This window comes from Halomonas salipaludis (assembly GCF_002286975.1).
Lineage (GTDB): Bacteria > Pseudomonadota > Gammaproteobacteria > Pseudomonadales > Halomonadaceae > Franzmannia > Franzmannia salipaludis.
This window is the reverse complement of sequence record NZ_NSKB01000004.1, coordinates 146842-167183: the sequence shown is the minus strand read 5'-3', so window position 1 is coordinate 167183 and position 20342 is coordinate 146842. Positions and strand designations below refer to the sequence as shown.

15 protein-coding genes are annotated in these 20342 nt (G+C 67.0%); 9 read left to right on the top strand and 6 right to left on the bottom strand.

Annotated elements, in window-relative coordinates; all coding sequences use genetic code 11:
* Positions 1 to 111: 111 nt before the first annotated feature.
* The 4 genes from hflK to CK498_RS11290 all read left to right on the top strand — a co-directional run bounded on the left by hflK (position 112) and on the right by CK498_RS11290 (position 4852).
* Complete coding sequence (hflK, locus tag CK498_RS11305; protein WP_095620970.1) at positions 112 to 1341, top strand: FtsH protease activity modulator HflK; 1230 nt, start codon at positions 112 to 114, stop codon at positions 1339 to 1341.
* Entirely contained in the window at positions 1338 to 2228 is an 891-nt protein-coding gene (hflC, locus tag CK498_RS11300) for a protease modulator HflC (RefSeq protein ID WP_095620969.1), read from the top strand. Before hflK ends, hflC begins: the two co-directional genes overlap by 4 nt.
* Before the next feature lie 99 nt (positions 2229 to 2327).
* Entirely contained in the window at positions 2328 to 3509 is a 1182-nt protein-coding gene (locus tag CK498_RS11295) for an ATP phosphoribosyltransferase regulatory subunit (RefSeq protein ID WP_095620968.1), read from the top strand.
* Positions 3510 to 3556: 47 nt separating this feature from the next.
* Positions 3557 to 4852 carry an adenylosuccinate synthase gene (locus tag CK498_RS11290; protein WP_095620967.1) on the top strand — a complete coding sequence of 432 codons (1296 nt, stop codon included), beginning with the start codon at positions 3557 to 3559 and terminating at the stop codon, positions 4850 to 4852.
* 85 nt (positions 4853 to 4937) lie between these two features.
* Here the strand turns inward: CK498_RS11290 and CK498_RS11285 are convergent, their stop codons facing one another.
* From CK498_RS11285 to CK498_RS11260, 6 genes are read right to left on the bottom strand one after another with little or no spacing between them, the layout of a single operon-like run.
* Complete coding sequence (locus tag CK498_RS11285; protein WP_095620966.1) at positions 4938 to 7463, bottom strand: tetratricopeptide repeat protein; 2526 nt, start codon at positions 7461 to 7463, stop codon at positions 4938 to 4940.
* Between the two features lie 32 nt (positions 7464 to 7495).
* A complete protein-coding gene (locus CK498_RS11280; protein WP_095621307.1) occupies positions 7496 to 8743 on the bottom strand; it encodes an alginate lyase family protein in 1248 nt (415 codons plus the stop codon).
* A gap of 5 nt (positions 8744 to 8748) precedes the next feature.
* Positions 8749 to 9645 carry a polysaccharide lyase gene (locus tag CK498_RS11275; RefSeq protein ID WP_229359049.1) on the bottom strand — a complete coding sequence of 299 codons (897 nt, stop codon included), beginning with the start codon at positions 9643 to 9645 and terminating at the stop codon, positions 8749 to 8751.
* A complete protein-coding gene (locus tag CK498_RS11270) occupies positions 9645 to 11246 on the bottom strand; it encodes an HlyD family efflux transporter periplasmic adaptor subunit (RefSeq protein WP_095620965.1) in 1602 nt (533 codons plus the stop codon). The genes CK498_RS11275 and CK498_RS11270 overlap by 1 nt, the downstream gene beginning before the upstream one ends.
* Positions 11247 to 11283: 37 nt before the next feature.
* Complete coding sequence (locus CK498_RS11265; protein ID WP_229359048.1) at positions 11284 to 12855, bottom strand: glycosyltransferase; 1572 nt, start codon at positions 12853 to 12855, stop codon at positions 11284 to 11286.
* Positions 12856 to 12863: 8 nt separating this feature from the next.
* Entirely contained in the window at positions 12864 to 14210 is a 1347-nt protein-coding gene (locus tag CK498_RS11260) for a UDP-glucose dehydrogenase family protein (RefSeq protein ID WP_095620964.1), read from the bottom strand.
* Positions 14211 to 14756: 546 nt separating this feature from the next.
* On the opposite strand from CK498_RS11260, the gene CK498_RS11255 reads away from it, so the two are divergent.
* From CK498_RS11255 to CK498_RS11235, 5 genes are all read left to right on the top strand, one after another.
* Entirely contained in the window at positions 14757 to 15224 is a 468-nt protein-coding gene (locus CK498_RS11255) for an SUF system Fe-S cluster assembly regulator (protein ID WP_095620963.1), read from the top strand.
* Positions 15225 to 15284: 60 nt separating this feature from the next.
* The gene (gene sufB / locus CK498_RS11250; protein ID WP_095620962.1) at positions 15285 to 16727 is read left to right on the top strand and encodes a Fe-S cluster assembly protein SufB; all 1443 of its coding nucleotides are present in this window, start codon (positions 15285 to 15287) and stop codon (positions 16725 to 16727) included.
* A gap of 231 nt (positions 16728 to 16958) precedes the next feature.
* A complete protein-coding gene (sufC, locus tag CK498_RS11245) occupies positions 16959 to 17711 on the top strand; it encodes a Fe-S cluster assembly ATPase SufC (protein WP_095620961.1) in 753 nt (250 codons plus the stop codon).
* Positions 17708 to 19060, top strand: a complete 1353-nt coding sequence (gene sufD, locus CK498_RS11240) for a Fe-S cluster assembly protein SufD (RefSeq protein WP_095620960.1) — start codon at positions 17708 to 17710, stop codon at positions 19058 to 19060. Before sufC ends, sufD begins: the two co-directional genes overlap by 4 nt.
* 25 nt (positions 19061 to 19085) lie before the next feature.
* Entirely contained in the window at positions 19086 to 20339 is a 1254-nt protein-coding gene (locus CK498_RS11235) for a cysteine desulfurase (protein WP_095620959.1), read from the top strand.
* The last annotated feature ends 3 nt before the right edge of the window (positions 20340 to 20342 follow it).

Below are 20342 nucleotides of genomic sequence, written 5' to 3'. Positions count from 1 at the left end.
CCAAGGCGTTGCATTAGCGACGCAACGATCGCGCAACCAATGCTGTTGCCGTATCGGACGGGTGTGGTGTCCGGTGCCGCATGAGTGATTAACGCATAGTGGAGAAGACGTATGGCTTGGAATGAGCCTGGTGGTGGCAACCAGCACGACCCTTGGAGCGGCGGTGGCCGACGCGGTAGCGGCGGTGGCAGCGGCGGGGGTGGTGGCGGCAACAATCAGGGGCCGCCCGACCTCGATGAAGCGCTGAAGAAGTTTCAGGATAAACTCAACGGTATGCTCGGCGGTGGCCGCGGCAAGCGCGGCGGTGACGGTGGGGGCAAGAAGGGTGGCGGCAAGCCGCGCAACACCTTCGCCCTGCCGGGCCTGCTGATAGTGGTGGCGCTGGCGATCTGGGCCGCCTCGGGGTTCTACCTGGTCGACCAGTCAGAGCGTGGCGTGGTGCTGCGCTTCGGCGAATACCAGGAAGTGGTCACGCCGGGCCTGCACTGGAATCCGCCGCTGATCGACGATGTACGCATGGTCAACGTGACCCGCGTGCGCTCGCTGACCCAGACCCAGTCGATGCTGACCCGCGATGAGAACATCGTCGAGGTCGAGATATCGGCGCAGTACCAGGTTGCCAGCCCGCGCGACTTCGTACTCAACGTGCGCAGCCCGGAACTGTCCATCGAGAACGCCCTGGACTCGGCGCTGCGTCACGTGGTCGGCGGTACCGACATGATCGATATCCTGACCTCGGGTCGTGAGATCCTCGGCAGCTCAGTGTCCAGCCGTCTGCAGTCCTATCTCGACAGCTACGGCACCGGTATCAGTCTGCAGACCATCAACATCGAGTCGACCTCGGCGCCGCAGCCGGTCATCGACGCCTTCGATGACGTGATCCGCGCCCGCGAGGATCGTCAGCGTACGATCAACGAAGGCATGGCCTATGCCAACGCCATCATCCCGGCCGCCCAAGGCCAGGCCCAGCGCCTGATCGAGCAGGGCCAGGGCTATCGCGAGTCGGTGGTGGCCGAGGCCCAGGGTCAGGCCAACCGCTTCAACTCGCTGCTTGGCGAATACCAGACCTCGCCGCAGATCATGCGTGAGCGTCTCTACCTGGATGCCATCAGCGAAGTGTTTGGCCAGACCAACAAAGTGCTGATCGATGTCAGCGACAGCAGTCCGCTGATGTACCTGCCGCTCGACCAGCTGCGCTCAGGCAGCAGTGGCCAGGGCGGTCAACGTTCCGGTGAGTCGAGCGGTGATAACGTCGACCCGCAGGTCATAGAGCGTCTCCGCCAGCAGCAGAGCGGCAGCGGTAGCGGCAACAGTGGTATCCGTCGGGAGGGCCGCCAATGATCAACAACAAGTCATTGCTCATCGTGGGTGGCCTGGCGGCCGCCGCCTGGCTGGCCAGCAACAGCCTCTACGTGGTCGACGAGACCGAGCGCGCGGTCAAGCTGCGCTTCGGTGAGGTCATCGAAGAGAACATCCAGCCGGGGCTGCACGTCAAGATCCCCATCACCCAGACGATCCGCAAGTTCGACACCCGGGTGCTGACGCTGGATACCGATACCAGCCGCTACCTGACCCTCGAGCAGAAGGCGGTGATCGTCGACTCCTACGTCAAGTGGCAGGTGGTCAATCCGACCCGCTACTACGAGGCGACGTCCGGCGACGAGATGCAGGCGGTACGCCTGATTCAGCCGCGGGTCGACGAGAGCCTGCGTAACGAGTTCGGGCGTCTCGATCTGCAGGAGATCATCGCCGAGCGCCGCGATGACCTGATGATCGGGCCCGCCGAGGACCTCGACGCGCTGATGCGCGAAGAGCTGGGGGTATCGATCCGTGATATCCGCATCAAGCGTATCGACCTGCCCGAAGACGTCTCGGCGGCGGTCTTCGACCGCATGCGCTCCGAGCGTGAGCGCGAGGCCCGTGAGTGGCGTGCCCAGGGTCAGGAGGAGGCCGAGCGGATTCGCGCCAACGCCGACCGTCGCCGTCAGGTGCTGCTGGCCCAGGCCACCGAGCGCGCCGAGACGCTGCGCGGTGAGGGTGATGCCGAGGCCGCGGCGATCTTCTCCGAGGCCTACGAGCAGGATATCGAGTTCTTCACCTTCTATCGCAGTCTCAACGCCTATCGCGAGAGCTTCGAGGGTGACGGCAACATGCTGGTGCTGGAGCCGACCAGCGACTTCTTCCGCTACCTCAACAGCCCCAATCCGATGGGCGCCGACGAGGAGTAAGCGGCACGGCCCCGGGGTTCACCCCGGGGCCAAACGTGGTAGAATCCTCGAACCGGGCGTGGCCCGGTTTTTTTGTGCATTTCTGGCAGGACAGGACACATGACCATCGCTGACCGCTGGCTGCTTCCCGACGGCATGGACGAGGTGCTGCCGCCCCAGGCGGCGCGCATGGAAGAGCTGCGCCGCGCGCTGCTCGACCTCTATTACCGCTGGGGGTACGACCAGGTGATGCCGCCGCCGGTGGAGTTTCTCGATTCGCTGCTGACCGGTACCGGCACCGATCTCGACCTGCAGACCTTCAAGCTCACCGACCAGCTGACCGGGCGGATGATGGGCGTCAGCGCCGACGTCACCCCCCAGGTGGCGCGCATGGACGCCCACTCGCTGCGTCGCCAGGGGCCAGTAAGGCTGTGCTACTGCACCAATGTGCTGCGCGCCAAGGCCGACCAGCATCAAGGCGGGCGCAGCCCGGTGCAGGTCGGCGTCGAGCTGTTCGGCCATGCCGGGCTGGAGGCCGACCTGGAGATCCTGCGCCTGGCGCTGTCGAGCCTGTCCGTGGCCGGCGCCGGTGAAATCCACCTGGCACTCGGACATATCGGCATCTACCGTAGTCTGGTGCAGGCCGCCGAACTCGATGCGACCCAGGAGCGTGCGCTGTATGAGGCGCTGGATCTCAAGTCGCCGGGGGATCTCGCCGCGCGGGTGGCGGAGTGCGTCAGCGACCCGACCCTGGCCGAGATGTTCCTGGCCCTGGCCGAGCTGCACGGCGGCGACGAGGTGCTCGAGGCGGCGCGCGGCGCCTTTGCCGAGGCGCCGGCCGCGGTCAATGCGGCCCTCGACCAGCTGCTGGCGCTGAGCGCCGGGGTGCGCGCCGAGTATCCCGAGGTCGAGCTCTACTTCGACCTCGCCGAGCTGCGTGGCTATCAGTACCACACCGGCATGATGTTTGCCGCCTACGTGCCGGGCTACGGCCAGGCGCTGGCCAAGGGCGGGCGCTACGACGATACCGGGCGCGCCTTCGGGCGCGCGCGGCCGGCCACCGGGTTCTCCATGGACCTCAAGCTGCTGGCCTCGCTGGCGCTGCAGCCGCCGGCCTGTGACGGCATCTGGGTGGCGGCCGACGCCGCCGAGCAGCAGGCGGCGACCATCGCTGCGTTGCGCGACGCCGGCGAGCGGGTAGTGGTGGCGCTGCCGGGGCAGCGCACCGGCCCCGAGGCGCATCGCTGCAACCGTCAGCTGACCCGCAGCGGCGACGACTGGCTGGTGTCCCCCCTGGGCTGATGGCCGGGGCGGCATCGCGCGGATTCTTCGATCAAGAGACCAAAGCAATGGGCAAGAACGTAGTCGTACTGGGCACCCAGTGGGGTGACGAAGGCAAGGGCAAGGTCGTCGACCTGCTGACCGAATCGGCGAGCGCCGTGGTGCGCTTCCAGGGCGGGCACAACGCCGGCCATACGCTGGTCATCGACGGCGAGAAGACCGTCCTGCACCTGATCCCCTCCGGCGTGCTGCGCGACGACAAGACCTGCGTGATCGGCAATGGCGTGGTGCTGTCGCCGGAGGCGCTGATCAAGGAGATCCGCGAGCTCGAGGCCAAGGGCGTACCGGTACGTGAGCGCCTGCGGCTGTCGCCGGCCTGCCCGCTGATCCTCTCCTACCACGTGCGCCTCGACCAGGCGCGTGAGAAGGCCCGCGGTGTGGCTAAGATCGGCACCACCGGACGCGGCATCGGCCCTGCCTATGAAGACAAGGTGGCGCGTCGCGGCCTGCGCCTGGGCGACATGCTGCACCGCGAGCGGTTCGCCTCCAAGCTCGGCGAGGTGCTCGACTACCACAACTTCGTGCTGACCCAGTACCACGGCGAGCCGGCGGTGGACTTCCAGCAGGTGCTCGATGAGGCCATGGAGATGGCCGAGGAGCTGCGTCCGATGGTCTGCGATACCGTGGGCCTGGTCCACGACCTGCGCAAGGCCGGCGAGAACATCCTGTTCGAGGGCGCCCAGGGCTCGCTGCTCGACATCGACCACGGCACCTATCCGTTCGTCACCAGCTCCAACACCACCGCTGGCGGCACCGCCACCGGTTCCGGCGTGGGGCCGCTATATCTCGACTACGTGCTGGGCATCACCAAGGCCTACACTACGCGGGTCGGCTCGGGGCCCTTCCCCACCGAGCTGTTCGATGCCCACGGCCGCCACCTGGCCGAGCGCGGCCACGAGTTCGGCGCCACCACTGGCCGCGCACGTCGCTGTGGCTGGTTCGACGCCGTGGCGCTGCGCCATGCGGTGCAGATCAACTCGGTGTCGGGCATCTGCCTGACCAAGCTCGATGTGCTCGACGGGCTGGAGAACATCCGCGTCTGCATCGGCTATCGCAGCAAGGACGGTGACGTGCTCGATACGCCGGTGGATTCCGAAGGCTATGAGGCCATCGAGCCGCTATATCATGACCTGCCGGGCTGGAGCGAATCGACCCTGGGCGTCAAACGGGTCGAGGAGCTGCCGGCCAACGCCCGCGCCTATATCAGCTTCCTCGAGGAGCAGGTCGGCACCAGCATCGATATCATCTCCACCGGGCCGGACCGCAACGAGACCATCGTACTGCGCAATCCCTTCGACGGCTGATGCCGCAGTTTGAACGCCGTCTGACACGCAACGAGCCGCCCCTTGGGGCGGCTCGTTGCGGTTTGCCAGGGCGCCTTGGCGGGACTCAGCGGATGGCCGCCGAGAGATCGCGACTGCCGATGGCGTCGCGGGCGCTATCTTCGGTGAGCAACTGGCGCAGGGTCTGTGAGGCCAGCTGGCTGTCGCCCTCGATCACGCCCTCCAGCCAGATCAGCGCCTGCTCGTTGTTGGCGCTCTCCAGGCCGTTGGCCGCCAGGTAGGCCTCGGCCAGCGCCAGGCGTGCGCTTGCATGGCCCTGCTCGGCGGCGGCCAGCAGCAGGTCGCTGCCGCGCGTGGCGTCGTACTCCAGCACCTCACCGCGCAGGTACTCGCGGCCCAGCACCGCCTGGGCGCCGGGGTGGCCGTTGTCCACCGCCTCCTGCAGGTAGTCGAGGCCGCGCTGGGTGTCCTGGGGCAGGCCCTCGTCGCCGTGCAGGTAGGCCTGGCCGAGCTGCAGGCGCGCGCCGCTATGGCCGGCGTCGGCCGCTTGCGTAAGCAGCTGCATGCCACGCTCGGGGTCGTCGCCCGAGTCGATCAGCAGCTCGCCGAGGTCGGCCTGGGCACCGCCATGGCCACCGGCCACGGCACGCTCCAGGTAGTCGCGGGCGGCGGCTTCATCGCCGGCCTCGAGCTGCAGGCGGCCGAGACTCGCCGCGGCACCAGGATGACCGGCGCGATCGGCGCGTTGCAGCCAGGCGCGGGCCTGGTCGGCGTTGGCGGCGACCCCCTGGCCCTCGAGATAGGCGCGACCCAGATCGGCCATGGCGCCGGGGTGGCCATCTTCGGCGGCGCTGACCAGCGCTTCGATATTCCCCGCCGCGCCGAGATCGCGCTGGGTGTACATCAGCGCATCGCCGGCCGACTCGTGACCGGCATCCTCGGCCTGGCGCAGCCAGTAGGCGGATTGCTGTAGGTCGCGTTCGACGCCGTCGCCGTGGCGGTAGGCGCGGCCCATCACCACCATCGCATAGTCGTCGCCCTGGCGGGCGGCATCCTCGAGCAGGTCGATGCCCCACTCGGGCTGCAGCTCGCCTTCGATGCCTTCCAGATAGGCCTCGCCGAGCACCGTCATGGCGGTGGTGTCGCCGGCCTCGATGGCCTCGCGCAGCAGGCGCTCGCCGCGCGACGGGTGATAGTCGAGGGTCTCGCCCTCCAGGTAGGCCTCGCCGAGCAGGCGCTTGGCGCTGGCCTGTCCCTGGCGTGCCGCTTCGCGTAGCAGGGTCTCGGCCTGACGCGGGTTGCCGGCCATGCCGCGGCCCTCGAGATAGACCTCGCCGAGCTGCATGGTGGCGTAGGGGTGGCCGAGTTCGTGGCCGCGCTGCAGGTAGTCGACGGCCTGCAGTGGCTGCGAGGGCAGGTGCTCGTCGCTGAGGTAAAGCTCGCCGAGCAGCGCCAGGGCGAAGCCGTCGTCCTGCTCGGCGGCCTGTTCGAGCAGAGCGATGGCCTGCTGCGGGTCACCGGCGATGCCGTTGCCGTCGAGGTAGGCGCGGGCCAGGCTGATCGCGGCATCGGCCGAGCCCCGCTCGGCGGCGCGCTCGAGCCAGGCGATGCCCTGGCCGTCATGGGCAGAGCGCTGCAGCAGGTGGTCGCCAAGCAGCGCCATGGCGTCGATGTCACCGTGGCCGGCGGCGGTCTCCAGCAGGCTGATGGCCTGGGCCTCATCGCCGCTTTCCAGCAGCAGGCGTGCGGCCTGGGTCTGGGCGCCGGGTTCGCCGGATTCCGCCGCCGCCAGCAGCCAGTCGAGGCGCTGCTGCGGGTCTCCGTCGAGCAGGCCATCGTCGCCGTAGAGGCGTGCCAGGCGCTGCATGGCGCCGGTGTCGCCGGCTTCGGCCTCGGCCTGCAGCCCGGCGGCGGCCTGCTCGGCGTACTGCCGGGAGCGCTCGGGGTCGTCGACCAGCCAGCCGTCGGCGCGATAGGCCTCGGCCAGGGCCAGCTGGGCGCGTGAGTCGCCGCGCTCGGCAGCGCGCCGATAGAGGCGGTGTGCCAGGCGTGGGTCGGCCTGGACGCCGTCACCGCCCTCGACCATCAGTTCCGCCAGGGTGATCTCGGCATCGCGTTCGACCTCTTCGTCGATGGCCTGCCACAGCAGGTAGTAGGCCAGGGCGTCGTTGCGCGCCACGCCGTCGCCCTCGAGATAGAGCTTGGCCAGGTTGAGCGAGGCGTGGCCGCGGGAGGAGGACGGCAGCGCCAGCGCCTCGGCGTAGTGGCGTGCTGCCTCGGCGGGGTCGCGTTCGACGCCGAGGCCGTTCTCGTACATCCGCCCCATGTGGTAGGACGCCGGCGGAAAGCCGAGGTTGATCATCTGGCGCAGCTGATCCTGGGCGCGGGTATAGTTGCCCTCTTCGATGAGCTGCTGGGCGTAGTTGACGCGGCTCCAATCGTCGCCGCTCATGTCAGCCTCGACGTTACCTTCGAACCAGTGGCTGTACTGCGCGGGCAGGGCGGTGGCGTGGTTCTCCCCCGGCGGTGTGCCGCCGGAGCTGGCGCATCCGACCAGCAGGGCCAGCCCGGCACAAGCGGGCAGTTGGCGCCAGGGAGTGACGAGGGGGCGTAGGTGGTGTGGTCGTTGCATGGTGTTTTCCTTGCCGTGGGAGTGCGCGACGCTCAGTTTGCCGCGAGGCCATCGAAGCCTTGGGTGGTCGGCGCGTCGTCGTCGAGGATGATCTGCTGCTGCGTCTCGGGCGGCATCACGTAGAGGGTCATATAGCCGCCGGCACTACGGTTGTAGATGGGACGCAGGCGGGGCAGGAAGTCGGCGATACGCGGGTCATCGAAGCGCGTCTGGTAGAGCTCCATCCAGGCGAAGTACTGTGGATCCTGGAGAAAACCGCCGTACTGCTCGAGGGGCACGTCCTCGCCGAGGTTGGCCGGGTCGGCGATGGCCTGCATGGCGAAGTCCACGGCGTCGTGGATACTGCGGCCGTCGATCTCGAGGTCATGGATGTCATAGCCCTGGCGGGCGACGATCTCCATGATCGGAATCAGGTAGAGCAGGGCGTAGTTCTGGTAGTGGGTGGCGCGGCGGCCGCGGGCCACTTCCAGCGGCAGCGCGCCCTCCTCGGTGAGGTCGTGGAGCGCCGAGTAGACGGCGCTGACGCCGATCTGGAATAGCGCGTCGTCCTCCAGCAGCACGCCGACCATCGCCGCGTAGAGCGCACGGCGGTAAAAGTGGTTGTTACAGCAGCTGTTGCCCTCCTCGCCGGGGATGCTGATGTGACGCTCGCTGAGCCGTTCGAGCCAGCCCTCGACAGTGGCTCGCTGCTGTTCGAGCTCGTCGATGTATGGGCGCACCACCGAGTAGGCCATGGCCGCGGCGAAGATCATCGACTCGGTGGCGAACCACGCCTGGGGTTCCATCGATTCGTAGTGGAAGTCCAGCAGCGCATCGTTGAGCGCCCAGCGCTCGAGGAAGCGCACCAAGCAGTCGGCGTAGTAGTCGTCGCCAGTGGCGACGAAGCTGCCGGCCAGCTGCGACACGCTGTCCTCGAACTGGAACAGTGGCTCCGAGGCGAGTTGCCACTCTTCGGGGTTGGGGTAGTAGCCCGGGACCCGCAGCCGGGTGGTGATCGGCGGAATGCTCAGCAGCTGCCGGCAGCTGGTACCGGTGGCGAGTTCGTCGAGCTCCTGCAGCAGCAGCGCGTTGGAGGTGTCATCGAGCAGTGCCATGCGCGCCTCGACGTCGAAGTAGCCGGCGTCGGGGGCGGTGACGGTGTAGTCGGATAGATCCAGTGCCTCGCGCTCGGCGGTGGTCAAGGCGGTGGCGCTGGAGGCGACGCCGAGCAGCAGCGCGGCAACCGGCCCAAGCAGGGCCGGGCGCCGGCAGGAGGTTGATAGGGCGTGTGTCGACGGCATGGGCATCATGATCCTGGGGTGTAGAGCCGGAAGTCGCCGAAGTCGGCGTGCTGGTCGCGTGGCGTGCGCCAGCCTTCGCCGTGGCCGCCGAAGAAGGTGGAGAACATCACCCCCTCGATGCCGACATCCTGGCTGGTGCGATAGACGATGCCGTGCTGTTCGAGCACTGGCTCGCCGTCGATCCATACCCGGGCGACGCCGTCGTCGCGGTCGGGGTGATTGAGCACCACCTCCTGCTCGACGCTGACCCAGCGGCCGGTGGGGAAGTGCCACAGGCCTCGGCCCACCGAGGCGCCGTGGTCCTCGTCCTGGTTGACGACGTACTCATAGAGCTCGCCCTGGCCCTGTTCGCGCCACATGAAGCGCATCGAGAAGCCGTTGTCGCCGTCGGCGGCTTCGCCGCCACTGGGCCCCTCGCCGCCGTAGAGTCCCGGCAGCTTGCCGCCGCGCACGAAGTCGAAATCCTCGGCGAAGCGTACCTGGTAGCGCAGGCAGACGCGGTCGGCGCCGGCCAGGGCGGCGTCCTCGGTATAAAAGCCGGCGCCGCCCCGGCCACGGCCGTTGCCGTCGTCGCCGGGGGAGGAGGTGCCGGCCGGGTAGTGCACGCGCAGTACCGGCTGCTCGAGGCCACCGTCGTGTGCGGCCAGCACCTCGACGTTGTGCTCGGTGCCCCAGTCGCGTTGGGTGTCGAAGCCGCGGCGCACCGCCTGCTGGGGGGTAGTCGCATCGCTTGCCGGACGGTGATGGACGACCTCGCTGTAGCGTGCCGAGCAACCCTGTGGCTCGGGGGTGGTCAGGGCGGCGTCGCTGTCGTCGGCGGCCAGTGGCAGCGTCGCGAGTAGAGCGCTCATGGCCAGCGCCGCGCAGCTGGGGCTTGGATGGATCGGAAACCTTGGCATCATTAGCTCTCCTGGGCTTGCTCGGGAGGGGCGTCGGCGCCGCCCCGCGCCGCCTGATAAAGGCGCTCGACGAACTGCGCCATGGCGCGGCCGCCCTGCCACACCCATTCGGCGCCGGCGGCCAGCATCGGCTGCTCGGCGAAGCGCACGTCGACCGGCTGGCCTACGGCATCCGCCGGCAGGTCGGTCTCGGGCACCAGCAGCACGCTGGCCACGTTCTGCTGCTGACGCACCCAGTCCGGGAAGCCGGCGCGCGGCTGGCGCTCGACGTCGAGCGCCACGCTGCGTACCTGGGCGCGAATCGGTTCCGAGGCGTAGGGCAGGGCGACATAGGCGACCTGCTCGGGCTCGATGCGCACGATATCGCTCATGTGCACCAGCGCTTCGACCATCACGTCGTCCTCGCCGGTGCGAATCAGCGTCATGATGCGCTCGCTCTCGTTGATGTAGGTGCCGTCGGCGCTGGAAAGCGCCCAGGCCACCAGGCAGTCGCAGGGGCTGGTGATCTCGTTCATCGACATGCGTGACTGCAGGGCGCTGATCCGCGAGCTCTCGTAGTCGCGGGTGGTCTCGAATTGCTCGACCCGCGCCTGGGCGATCTCCGGCGAGGCGGTCTCGTAGTTGACGGTGTCGCCGCTGGCTGGCTGGGTCGAGTTGACCAGACTGACCTGCTGGGCGTTGGGGTCGTCGAGGCTGGCCTGGAGATTGTCGATCAGCTGCGAGTTGTAGCGGTGCGAGGCCTGGGCCAGGATCAGGTCGGACTCGAGGTCGCTGTTGTTGACCCCGGTCAGGTATTCGTCGCGCTCGACGCGGTCGCCGGCCTCCCACTGGTGCTCGCGCAGGATCCCCGCCCCGGGGGCGCGGATGTCGATACGCGGCGCGGTGACCGCAGCGAAGCTCGGTTCGATGAGCATGAAGTTGCGGTAGGCGGTGGCGGCAGCGGCTACCACCAGCACCCCAGCGGCGGCAAACAGCAGCGCGTAGCGTCCCCACGGCTTGGGCGTTCGCCCCGGCGGGGTGGGGCCGCTGGTCTGCTTGCGCTTGCGCGGCGTTTGTGGATCCTCCTCGCTGACCAGCCGCTCGATGCTGGCATGCCGGCCGCTGAGGTAGGCGCGCACCACCTGACGCAGCAACTCGAGGTGGGGCGGGTCGATGGCGGTGATCTGGAACGCCAGCTTATGGTCGCCGTGAGCCTCGAACGGGTGGCAGCGCAGGCAGCGCGCCTGCAGCGGAATGATCAGCTCGGCGCCGCCGGCCTCGACCAGCAGGCTGGCGTCGACCAGGCTGTCGATGGCCAGGGTAGTGTCGGCATGGGCGGCGAAACCGCCCAGCGACAGGTCCAGCCCGTTGAGGCGCCGGCCGTCGGCCAGCTCGACGCGAAACGGCGGCGAGATGCGCACGTGCTGGCGCTCGTCGCGGCGCTCGTGGCGCAGCCTGTCCGCGGCGCGCGGCGCCTCGCGGTAGTCGTGCGTCTCCTGGGGCGGAGCGTGATGCTCGGCGGCATGGTAGCCATTGCGCCTGGTCGGGCCTTCGTCCAGGTAGCGACGTCGAGCGCCGAGGGTGGGTTCACTTCGATCATGGCGACCGGGATATCGTGGGTCCATGTGACAGGCTCCTTGCAAACGCGAATCGGGGCAGACATCAGCGGCCGTTGAGGCCACCGCCGTCGTGGAAGATGTTCAGCGACACGCTATCCGGCGGGGCCAGTACGCCGGTGGCCAGCACCAGTACGAACAGCAGGCTGGCCAGGTAGACGCCGTGCATGAAGTGGCCCATGCGGCGCTGGCGGCGCACCGCGCGCTGGTTCGTCGGCTCGCCGGCAGAGATGCCCTGGCGTGACCATTTCTGACGATTGAAGCGGAAGCTGACGTAGGTCTTGAGCAGTGCCCCGCCGATCTGGTTGTAGTAGAGCAGCGGCACCCACAGCAGGCTGAAGCGGCCGCGCTGCCAGGCCAGGATCAGCGCTGCGATGCTGCGCGTGAACAGGATCCACAGCAGATAGGCGAAGATGAACGACGGACGCACGAAGGCGGTGACCAGGATGGCTACCGTGGGACCCACCAGGGTGGTCCACATCGACAAGCGCTGGTCGACCAGGCTCCACCAGGTGAACAGTCCCATCGGGCGTGGTCCCAGGGCGATGGCGCGGTCGCTGGTGCGCAGCATATTGCCGTACCAGCGACGCATCAGGTCGAGGGTCGAGGCGAAGAAGCGTCGGCGATCGGGCAGTTCCTCGAACCCCGAGACGTAGACGTCGGGCAGATAGCGCATCTTCCAGCCACGCTGCAGCAGCCAGTACCAGGTCGACTTGTCGTCGCCGGAGAGGAACTTGAAGTTACCGAAGCGCCAGTGCTCGACGTGGTCGTTCTCGACCAGCTCGATGAAGCTGGGCTGGGTCGCCAGCTCGGCGCGAAAGGCGCTGTAGCGGCCGGTCAGTACCAGCAGGCGCTGGGATAGCGACATCGAGCTCATCACCAGATGGCGCTGGGCGTAGCGCAGGTCGTACCACTCCTTGGTGGCGTCGTCGCCGGTGACGATGGCGTTGTTGTTGGTGGTCAAGGCGCCGAGGTCGTCCTGCAGGGCGAAGAACGACAGCGAGCGTGACAGGGTGCCGGGCTCGAGGCGGATATCGCCGTCCATCGACACCAGCAGGGCGTCCGGCGCCGGCGAGCAGCGCGAGATGGCACGCAGCACCTCGGCCATCGCCGAGCGCTTGCCATCGCCCTTCTGGAACATGTAGCGCACCTCGATATTGGCCGGCCAGCCGTGCTCGTCGAGCACATGCTCGATCACGTCGACATCGCTGCGGTCGGAGATCGCCGCGAAGACCAGCGTCGGCACCCCGTAGTCGCGGGCCTCGCCGATCAGCGCGTCGTAGACCGCGAAGTTGACCTCCGGCTCGATGCGGTAGGAGGTGCACAGCACGTACAGCTCGCTGGGCTTGGCGGCGTCGCCCAGGGCGTCGGCCTCGGCGCGCAGCTGGGGAAAGACCTGGCGGTTGTACCACACCGAACGCGCGGCCTGGACGAACCACCACGAGTAGCGCCACATGCCGATGGCACCGATCACGAAGAAGAAGCTCTGCGACTCCGGCGAGAAGATGTCGCGGGGCAGCTCGCTGATCAGCACCACCAGCAGTGCCAGCCCGAACAGCAGCACGGTGACCTCCGTCGCCCAGCTGGCGACGGAGGGTTGCGGGGTAGAGGGTTGCATACCGACTCCTAGGCCAGGGCGGCCTGCAGTGAGTCGCCGCGCCCGATGGCGTAGTAATCGAGGCCGGCCTGCTTGACGCTGGCCGGTTCGAACAGGTTGCGGCCATCGATGACGATGGGGCTGGCCAGCGCCTGCTTGAGCATGGCGAAGTCGACGCTACGGAAGGCCTTCCACTCGGTGCAGATGACCAGCGCGTCGGCACCCTCCAATGCCTCGTCGCGGCGCTTACACAGCGACAGGTCGGCACGCTCGCCGTAGATGCGTCGGCACTCGTCCTGGGCCTCCGGATCGAACGCCTGGACCCGGGCGCCGGCGGCCCATAGCGACTCCATCAGCGTGCGGCTCGGGGCTTCGCGCATGTCGTCGGTATTGGGCTTGAAGGCCAGCCCCCACAGGGCAATGGTCTTGCCCGCCAGGTCGCCGTTAAAGGCGCCTTCCAGCTTGGCGAACAGCTGATCCTTCTGGCGCAGGTTGATCGACTCCACCGCCTCGAGGAGTTGCGGCGGGTGGCCGACCTGATGGGCGGTGCGCGCCAGCGCCTGGACGTCCTTGGGAAAACACGAACCGCCGTAGCCGCAGCCGGGATAGATGAAGTGGTGGCCGATGCGCGGATCGCTGCCGATGCCATGGCGTACATGCTCGATGTCGGCCCCCAGCTTCTCGGCCAGGTTGGCGATCTCGTTGATGAAGCTGATCTTGGTGGCGAGCATCGCGTTGGCGGCGTACTTGGTCAGCTCGGCGCTGCGAACGTCCATGAAGATCAGCTTGTCGTGGAGCCGGCTGTAGGGGGCGTAGCATTCGCGGATGGCCTGGCGCACGCGGTCGCTGTCGGTGCCGACGACGATCCGCGCGCCGCGCGAGAAGTCCTCGATGGCCGCGCCTTCCTTGAGAAACTCCGGATTCGAGCAGACATCGAAGGCCAGCGTTGCACCGCGCTCGGCAAGGGTCTCGGCGACGCAGGCGCTGACCTTCTCGGCGGTGCCCACCGGTACCGTCGACTTGTCGACGATGATCTTGTACTCGCGCATATGGGTGGCGATGGTGCGGGCCACCTGCAGCACGTACTGCAGGTCGGCGCTGCCGTCTTCGTCGGGGGGCGTGCCCACGGCGATGAACTGCAGCAGGCCGAACTCCACCGCGCGGGCGGCGTCGGTGGTGAAGCGCAGTCGGCCGGTGTCGAGGTTATGACGAATGATGGTTTCCAGGCCCGGCTCGTGAATCGGTACCTGGCCGTCATTGAGGGCGGCAACCTTGTCGCTGTCGATATCGACGCAGATGACGTCGTGGCCAACGTCGGCCAGGCAGGCCCCGGTGACCAGGCCCACGTAACCCGAGCCAAAGATGGTGATCCGCATGAGTGACGCTCCTTGCTGGTGATGCTTCCATGGCGTGCGTGCTGTGAGCGGAAGACGTAGTGATACAACCATCTGGGCGGCCGCTCTCCCTCTCATCCATGGGGAGGTCGCGACTGCCGAGATCTGTGCGAAACACCTCTGGTCCTGCGTAAACCGTGCCAGGTATTTTTTTATCTCTTTTATAACAGTAATTTATTGGAATTCGTGTCGCCGCTCGAGCGTACTGGTATCGGCCAGATCAGGCGCTGACTGTCGTTGCCTGGCAACGCCGAGCCGATGCGGGTAGGAAAATAACGCCTAAAACAGGCGATTGGCGCTGTCTCTACGCAGGAACACCCGAGTGTCGCGATGGCTAGTGGGGGCTGATGCGATAGCAATAGGCAATGGGAATAATTGTCATTATTGATGCCATCTGTGGCGATCGTGCCGCCATGTTGCGGCAGAAGAGCGAGAAATGCCGCGCACGCTTCACATCGGGGTTATACAGGACTAAAATGGTCCCCAATACGAGCCACTACCTGGCCACGACCCGCGAGGATGTGCCGCATGCTCAAGCTCTCACGCATGACCGACTATGCCGCCGTGGTGATGGCGCACATTGCGCGCCACCCGCAGCAGCCGCATGCGGCGGCAGAGCTAGCCGATGCCGTTCACCTGCCGCATCCGACGGTTAGCAAAACGCTCAAGTCGCTGGTTCGCGCCGGACTGCTGGTCTCGCAGCGCGGTGCCCAGGGCGGTTACCGGCTGGCGAGGGAGGCGAGCGAGATCTCCGCCAGCGATATCATCGCGGCCATCGAAGGTCCGGTGGCGATGACCGAATGCAGCCATGCCGACGGTGACTGCGACTTGGTCGCCACCTGCGGGGTGGCCGACAACTGGCAGCGCGTCTCATTGGCCGTGCGCACCCTGCTCGACAGCGTGACCCTGGCGCACCTGGCCCAGACCACGCCGATCAAGCTGCCGGTGCAGCTGCCGATTCAGACCGTCACGCTGGCCGCCGGTGCCAGCCGCTAAACCCAATTATGCTCATGTCGGGCCCGGCGCTCGACGGTAACGCCCGGGAGGGGATTGAACATGGCAACCGAGGAAATGGAACAGCTCGTTCGTCGCGACTACAAAGAAGGCTTCGTGACCGATATCGAGAGCGATACCATACCGCCCGGCCTGGACGAGAACACCATTGCGTTCATCTCCAACAAGAAGGGCGAGCCGCAGTGGATGCTTGAATGGCGTCTCGACGCCTACCGCCAGTGGCTGAAGATGACACCGCCCTCCTGGGCGCATCTCGACTATCCGCCCATCGACTATCAGGCGATCTCCTACTTCAGCGCCCCCAAGCGCGACGAGGATCGCCCCCAGAGCCTCGATGAGGTCGACCCCAAGCTGCTCGAGACCTATGAGAAGCTGGGCATCCCGCTCCACGAGCGCGCGGCGCTGGCCGGCGTGGCGGTGGATGCGGTGTTCGACTCGGTGTCGGTGACCACCACCTTCAAGGAGAAGCTGGGCGAGGCGGGCGTGATTTTCTGCTCGATCTCCGAGGCGATCCGCGACTACCCGGAGCTGATCAAGCAGTACCTGGGCACGGTGGTACCGGTGGCCGACAACTACTTCGCCGCGCTCAACTCGGCGGTGTTCACCGACGGCTCCTTCGTGTTCGTGCCGGAAGGCGTGACCTGCCCGATGGAGCTGTCCACCTACTTCCGCATCAATGCCGCCAATACCGGCCAGTTCGAGCGCACCCTGATCATCTGCGAGAGCCGCGCCCAGGTCTCCTACCTGGAGGGCTGCACCGCGCCGCAGCGTGACGAGAACCAGCTGCACGCCGCGGTGGTCGAGCTGGTGGCGCTGGACGACGCTTACATCAAGTACTCCACGGTGCAGAACTGGTACCCCGGCGACGAGGACGGCAAGGGTGGCATCTACAACTTCGTCACCAAGCGCGGCGACTGCCGCGGTGCCCGCTCGCGGATCAGCTGGACCCAGGTCGAGACCGGTTCGGCGATCACCTGGAAGTATCCCTCCTGTGTACTGCGCGGCAAGGACAGCATCGGCGAGTTCTACTCGGTGGCGGTGACCAACGGCCGCCAGCAGGCCGATACCGGGACCAAGATGATCCATATCGGTGAGGGCACCCGCTCCTACATCGTCTCCAAGGGCATCTCCGCCGGGCGCAGCAACCAGTCCTACCGTGGGCTGGTCAAGATCGGGCCCAGGGCCAAGGGGGCGCGCAACTTCACCCAGTGCGACTCGCTGCTGATCGGCGACCAGTGTGGCGCCCACACCTTCCCCTACCAGGAGATCGGTAACAGCACCGCCACCATCGAGCACGAGGCGACCACCTCCAAGATCGGCGAGGACCAGCTGTTCTACTGCCAGAGCCGCGGCATCTCCGAGGAGGACGCGGTGAGCATGATCGTCAACGGCTTCTGTAAGGACGTCTTCCAGGAGCTGCCAATGGAGTTCGCCGTCGAGGCCGAGGCGCTGTTGAGTGTGACCCTGGAAGGCGCCGTGGGTTGAAGCCGTTTTCAAGTGGCTGGAGAGATGAGCGCCGGGGACAAGGCAAAGCGAGGGTCTTTTGCCAGGGATGGCAAAAGTAGCGCCCAGGGAGGGGTTTACAGCGCCCTCGCTGAGCCTTGGCGCCGGAGGAGCTCATCCTGGTTAGGTATATAGCATGCCCCGGCGACTCAATAACGAATCCATTTAACAAGTCGCCGCGGCGGCTCGTCAGAATCGAAAAAGGTAATCGCAATGCTCGAAGTCAAGGATCTGCACGTTACGGTGGAAGGCCAGACCATCCTCAAGGGCCTCAGCCTGACCATCAACGCCGGTGAAGTTCACGCCATCATGGGCCCCAACGGGGCCGGCAAGTCGACGCTGTCGGCGGTGATCGCCGGCAAGGATGGCTACGAGGTCACCCAGGGCTCGATCACCTTCCAGGGCCAGGACGTGCTCGAGATGGAGATCGAGGAGCGCGCCCAGGCCGGCCTGCTGCTGGGCTTCCAGTACCCGGTGGAGATCCCGGGGGTCAAGAACATCTATCTGCTCAAGGCGGCCCTCAACGCCCAGCGTGCCGCGCGCGGCCAGGATGAGGTGCCGGCGCCGGAGTTCATGAAGCTGGTCAAGGACAAGCTCGGCGAAATGAAGATGGACGCCAGCTTCCTGCAGCGCGCGGTCAACGAGGGCTTCTCCGGCGGTGAGAAGAAGCGCAACGAGATCCTGCAAATGCTGGTGTTGCAGCCCAGGCTGGCGATGCTCGACGAGATCGACTCGGGCCTCGATATCGATGCCATGAGAATCGTTGCCGACGGCGTCAATAGTCTGCGTGCCGACGATCGCGGCATCCTGCTGGTGACCCACTACCAGCGCCTGCTCGACTATATCGTGCCGGACCGGGTCCACGTGCTGGTCGACGGCCGCATCGCCAAGAGCGGCGATGCCGATCTCGCCAAGCAGCTCGAATCGCGTGGCTACGACTGGGTGGTCGAGGAGTCGGCGGCATGAGCGAACAGACCTTTCTCGACAGCCTCGCACAGCGCAGCGCCAAGCGCGACCGGCACGGCCCCGAGCCGACCTGGATCGCCGCACGCCGCCAGGCCGGTGCGGCACGCTTCGAGGCGCTGGGCTTCCCGACCCGCCGCGATGAAGCCTGGAAGTACACCGACGTGCGCGCCATCGCCAACGGCGAGTTCGCACTGGCCGAGGACGCCGATTTCTCGCAGACCGTTGCCGCGACGCTGACGCTGCCCATCGACGCCTACCGGCTGACCTTCGTCGACGGCGTCTATGCCCCGGCGCTGTCGCAGCTCGAGGGATTGCCCCAGGGCGTGCAACTGGTGCCGCTGTCCCGGGCGCTGGCCGACAATCACGAGGCCGTGGGTGGGCCGCTGGGCCGCTTGACCGGCGTTGAGTTCTCGCCGTTTTCGGCACTCAACACCGCCTTCATGGAGGAGGGCGCGGTGCTGCGCCTGGCGCCGGGCTGCGTGGTCGACAAGCCGCTGGTGGTGCAGTTTCTCTCCAGAAATGGCGCACAGCCGGTGATGAGCCATCCGCGCCTGCTGGTCGAGGCCGGTGCGCGCAGCCAGGCGACGCTGATCGAGCATCATATCGGCGAAGAGGCGGCGGCCAACTTCACCAACCTGGTCGCCGAGCTGATCCTCGAACGCGGGGCGATCCTCGATCACTACAAGCTGCAGGAAGCGCCGCTGGGCGACCTGCACGTGGCCAGCATCCACGTCGAGCAGGCCCGCGACAGCCGCTATACCTCCTACAACCTGAACCTGGGCGGTGGCCTGGTGCGCAACGACCTGATCAGCGACCTCAACGGTCAGGGGGCGGTGGCCAATTTCTATGGACTGTTCTATGGCCAGGGCCGCCAGCACATCGATAACCACACCGTTGCCAACCACAATGCGCCGCTGACCTTCTCCAACGAGAACTACAAGGGCATCCTCGACGACCGTGCCCGCGGCGTGTTCAACGGCCGGGTGGTGGTCAAGCGCGACAGCCAGAAGATCGAGGGCTTCCAGAGCAACGCCAACCTGCTGCTCTCGGATCGCGCCGAGATCGACGCCAAGCCGGAGCTCGAGATCTACGCCGATGACGTCAAGTGCTCCCACGGCACCACCACCGGCCAGCTCGACGAAGAGGCGATCTTCACCCTGCGCACGCGGGGCATCGATCAGCAGACCGCGCGCGGGCTGCTGACCCTGGCCTTCGCCGGCGAGGTGCTCGATCAGGTCAAACTCGACGCCATCGCCGAACGCGTCGAGCTGGCGGTGGCCGGCAAGCTGCCCGAGCGCTTCAACCTGGCCGGACTGGTCGAGGCCGCCGCGGCGCTGGACGAGCAATGAGCGGCGCGGCCCTCAGGAGTGTGACATGACCGATCTTGCCACCCGACTCGAAACGCCAGCGCTGGATATCGCCGCGCTGCGCGAGGAGTTTCCGATCCTGGCCCGCGAGGTGCACGGCAAGCCGCTGGTCTACCTCGATAACGCCGCCACCAGCCAGACGCCGCGGCGGGTGATCGAAGCGTTCAGCAACTACTACGCGGGCTATAACGCCAATATCCATCGTGGCCTGCATACCCTGGCCGACGAAGCCACGGCGGCCTTCGAGGGTACCCGTGAAACGGTGCGCGGCTTCCTCAATGCCGGCGACAGCCGCGAGATCATCTTCACCCGCGGTACCACCGAGGCGATCAACTTGGTCGCCAACGCCTGGGGACGCGACAATCTTCGCCCCGGCGACGAAGTGCTGGTGTCGCGCCTCGAGCACCACTCCAACATCGTGCCCTGGCAGCTGCTGGCCAGCCAGTTGGGCATCGTGGTCAAGGTGATCCCGGTGGACGCTCGCGGGGTGCTCGATCTCGACGCCTATCGCGAGCTATTCAGCGAGCGCACCCGGCTGGTGGCGGTCAACCACGTCTCCAACGCCTTCGGTACCGTCAACCCGGTCAAGCAGATGGCGAGCATCGCCCACGCCCACGGCGCGTTGATCCTGATCGATGGCGCCCAGGCGGCGCCGCATCAGGTGGTGGACGTGCGCGATATCGATGCCGATTTCTACGCCTTCTCGGGGCACAAGGTCTACGGTCCCACAGGGGTCGGCGTGCTGTATGGCAAGGCGGCGCTACTCGAGGCCATGCCGCCGTGGCAAGGTGGCGGCGAGATGATCCAGACGGTGTCGTTCGAGGCGCCTACCACCTTCGCCGCGATCCCTCATAAGTTCGAGGCCGGCACTCCGGCGATCGCCGAGGTCATCGCCCTCGGCGAGGCGCTGCGCTGGCTCGAGGGGGTTGGCGTCGAGGCCATCGGTGCCTGGGAAGCCCAGCTGCTCGAGGCCGCCACGCAGCGGGTGCTGCGTATCGACGGCCTGCGCATCCTCGGCACCGCGCCGCACAAGGCCAGCGTGCTGTCGTTCGTGGTCGACGGCGCGCATGCCCAGGATATCGGTCTGCTGATCGACCAGCTCGGCGTGGCGATTCGTACCGGGCACCACTGTGCCCAGCCGCTGCTGGCGCAGTTTGGCGTCGATGCTACCTGCCGTGCCTCCTTTGCGGCCTATAACACCCTCGAGGAAGTCGAGATCTTCGCTGCCGCCCTGGAGCGGGTCATCGGTATGGTGAGATAAGGA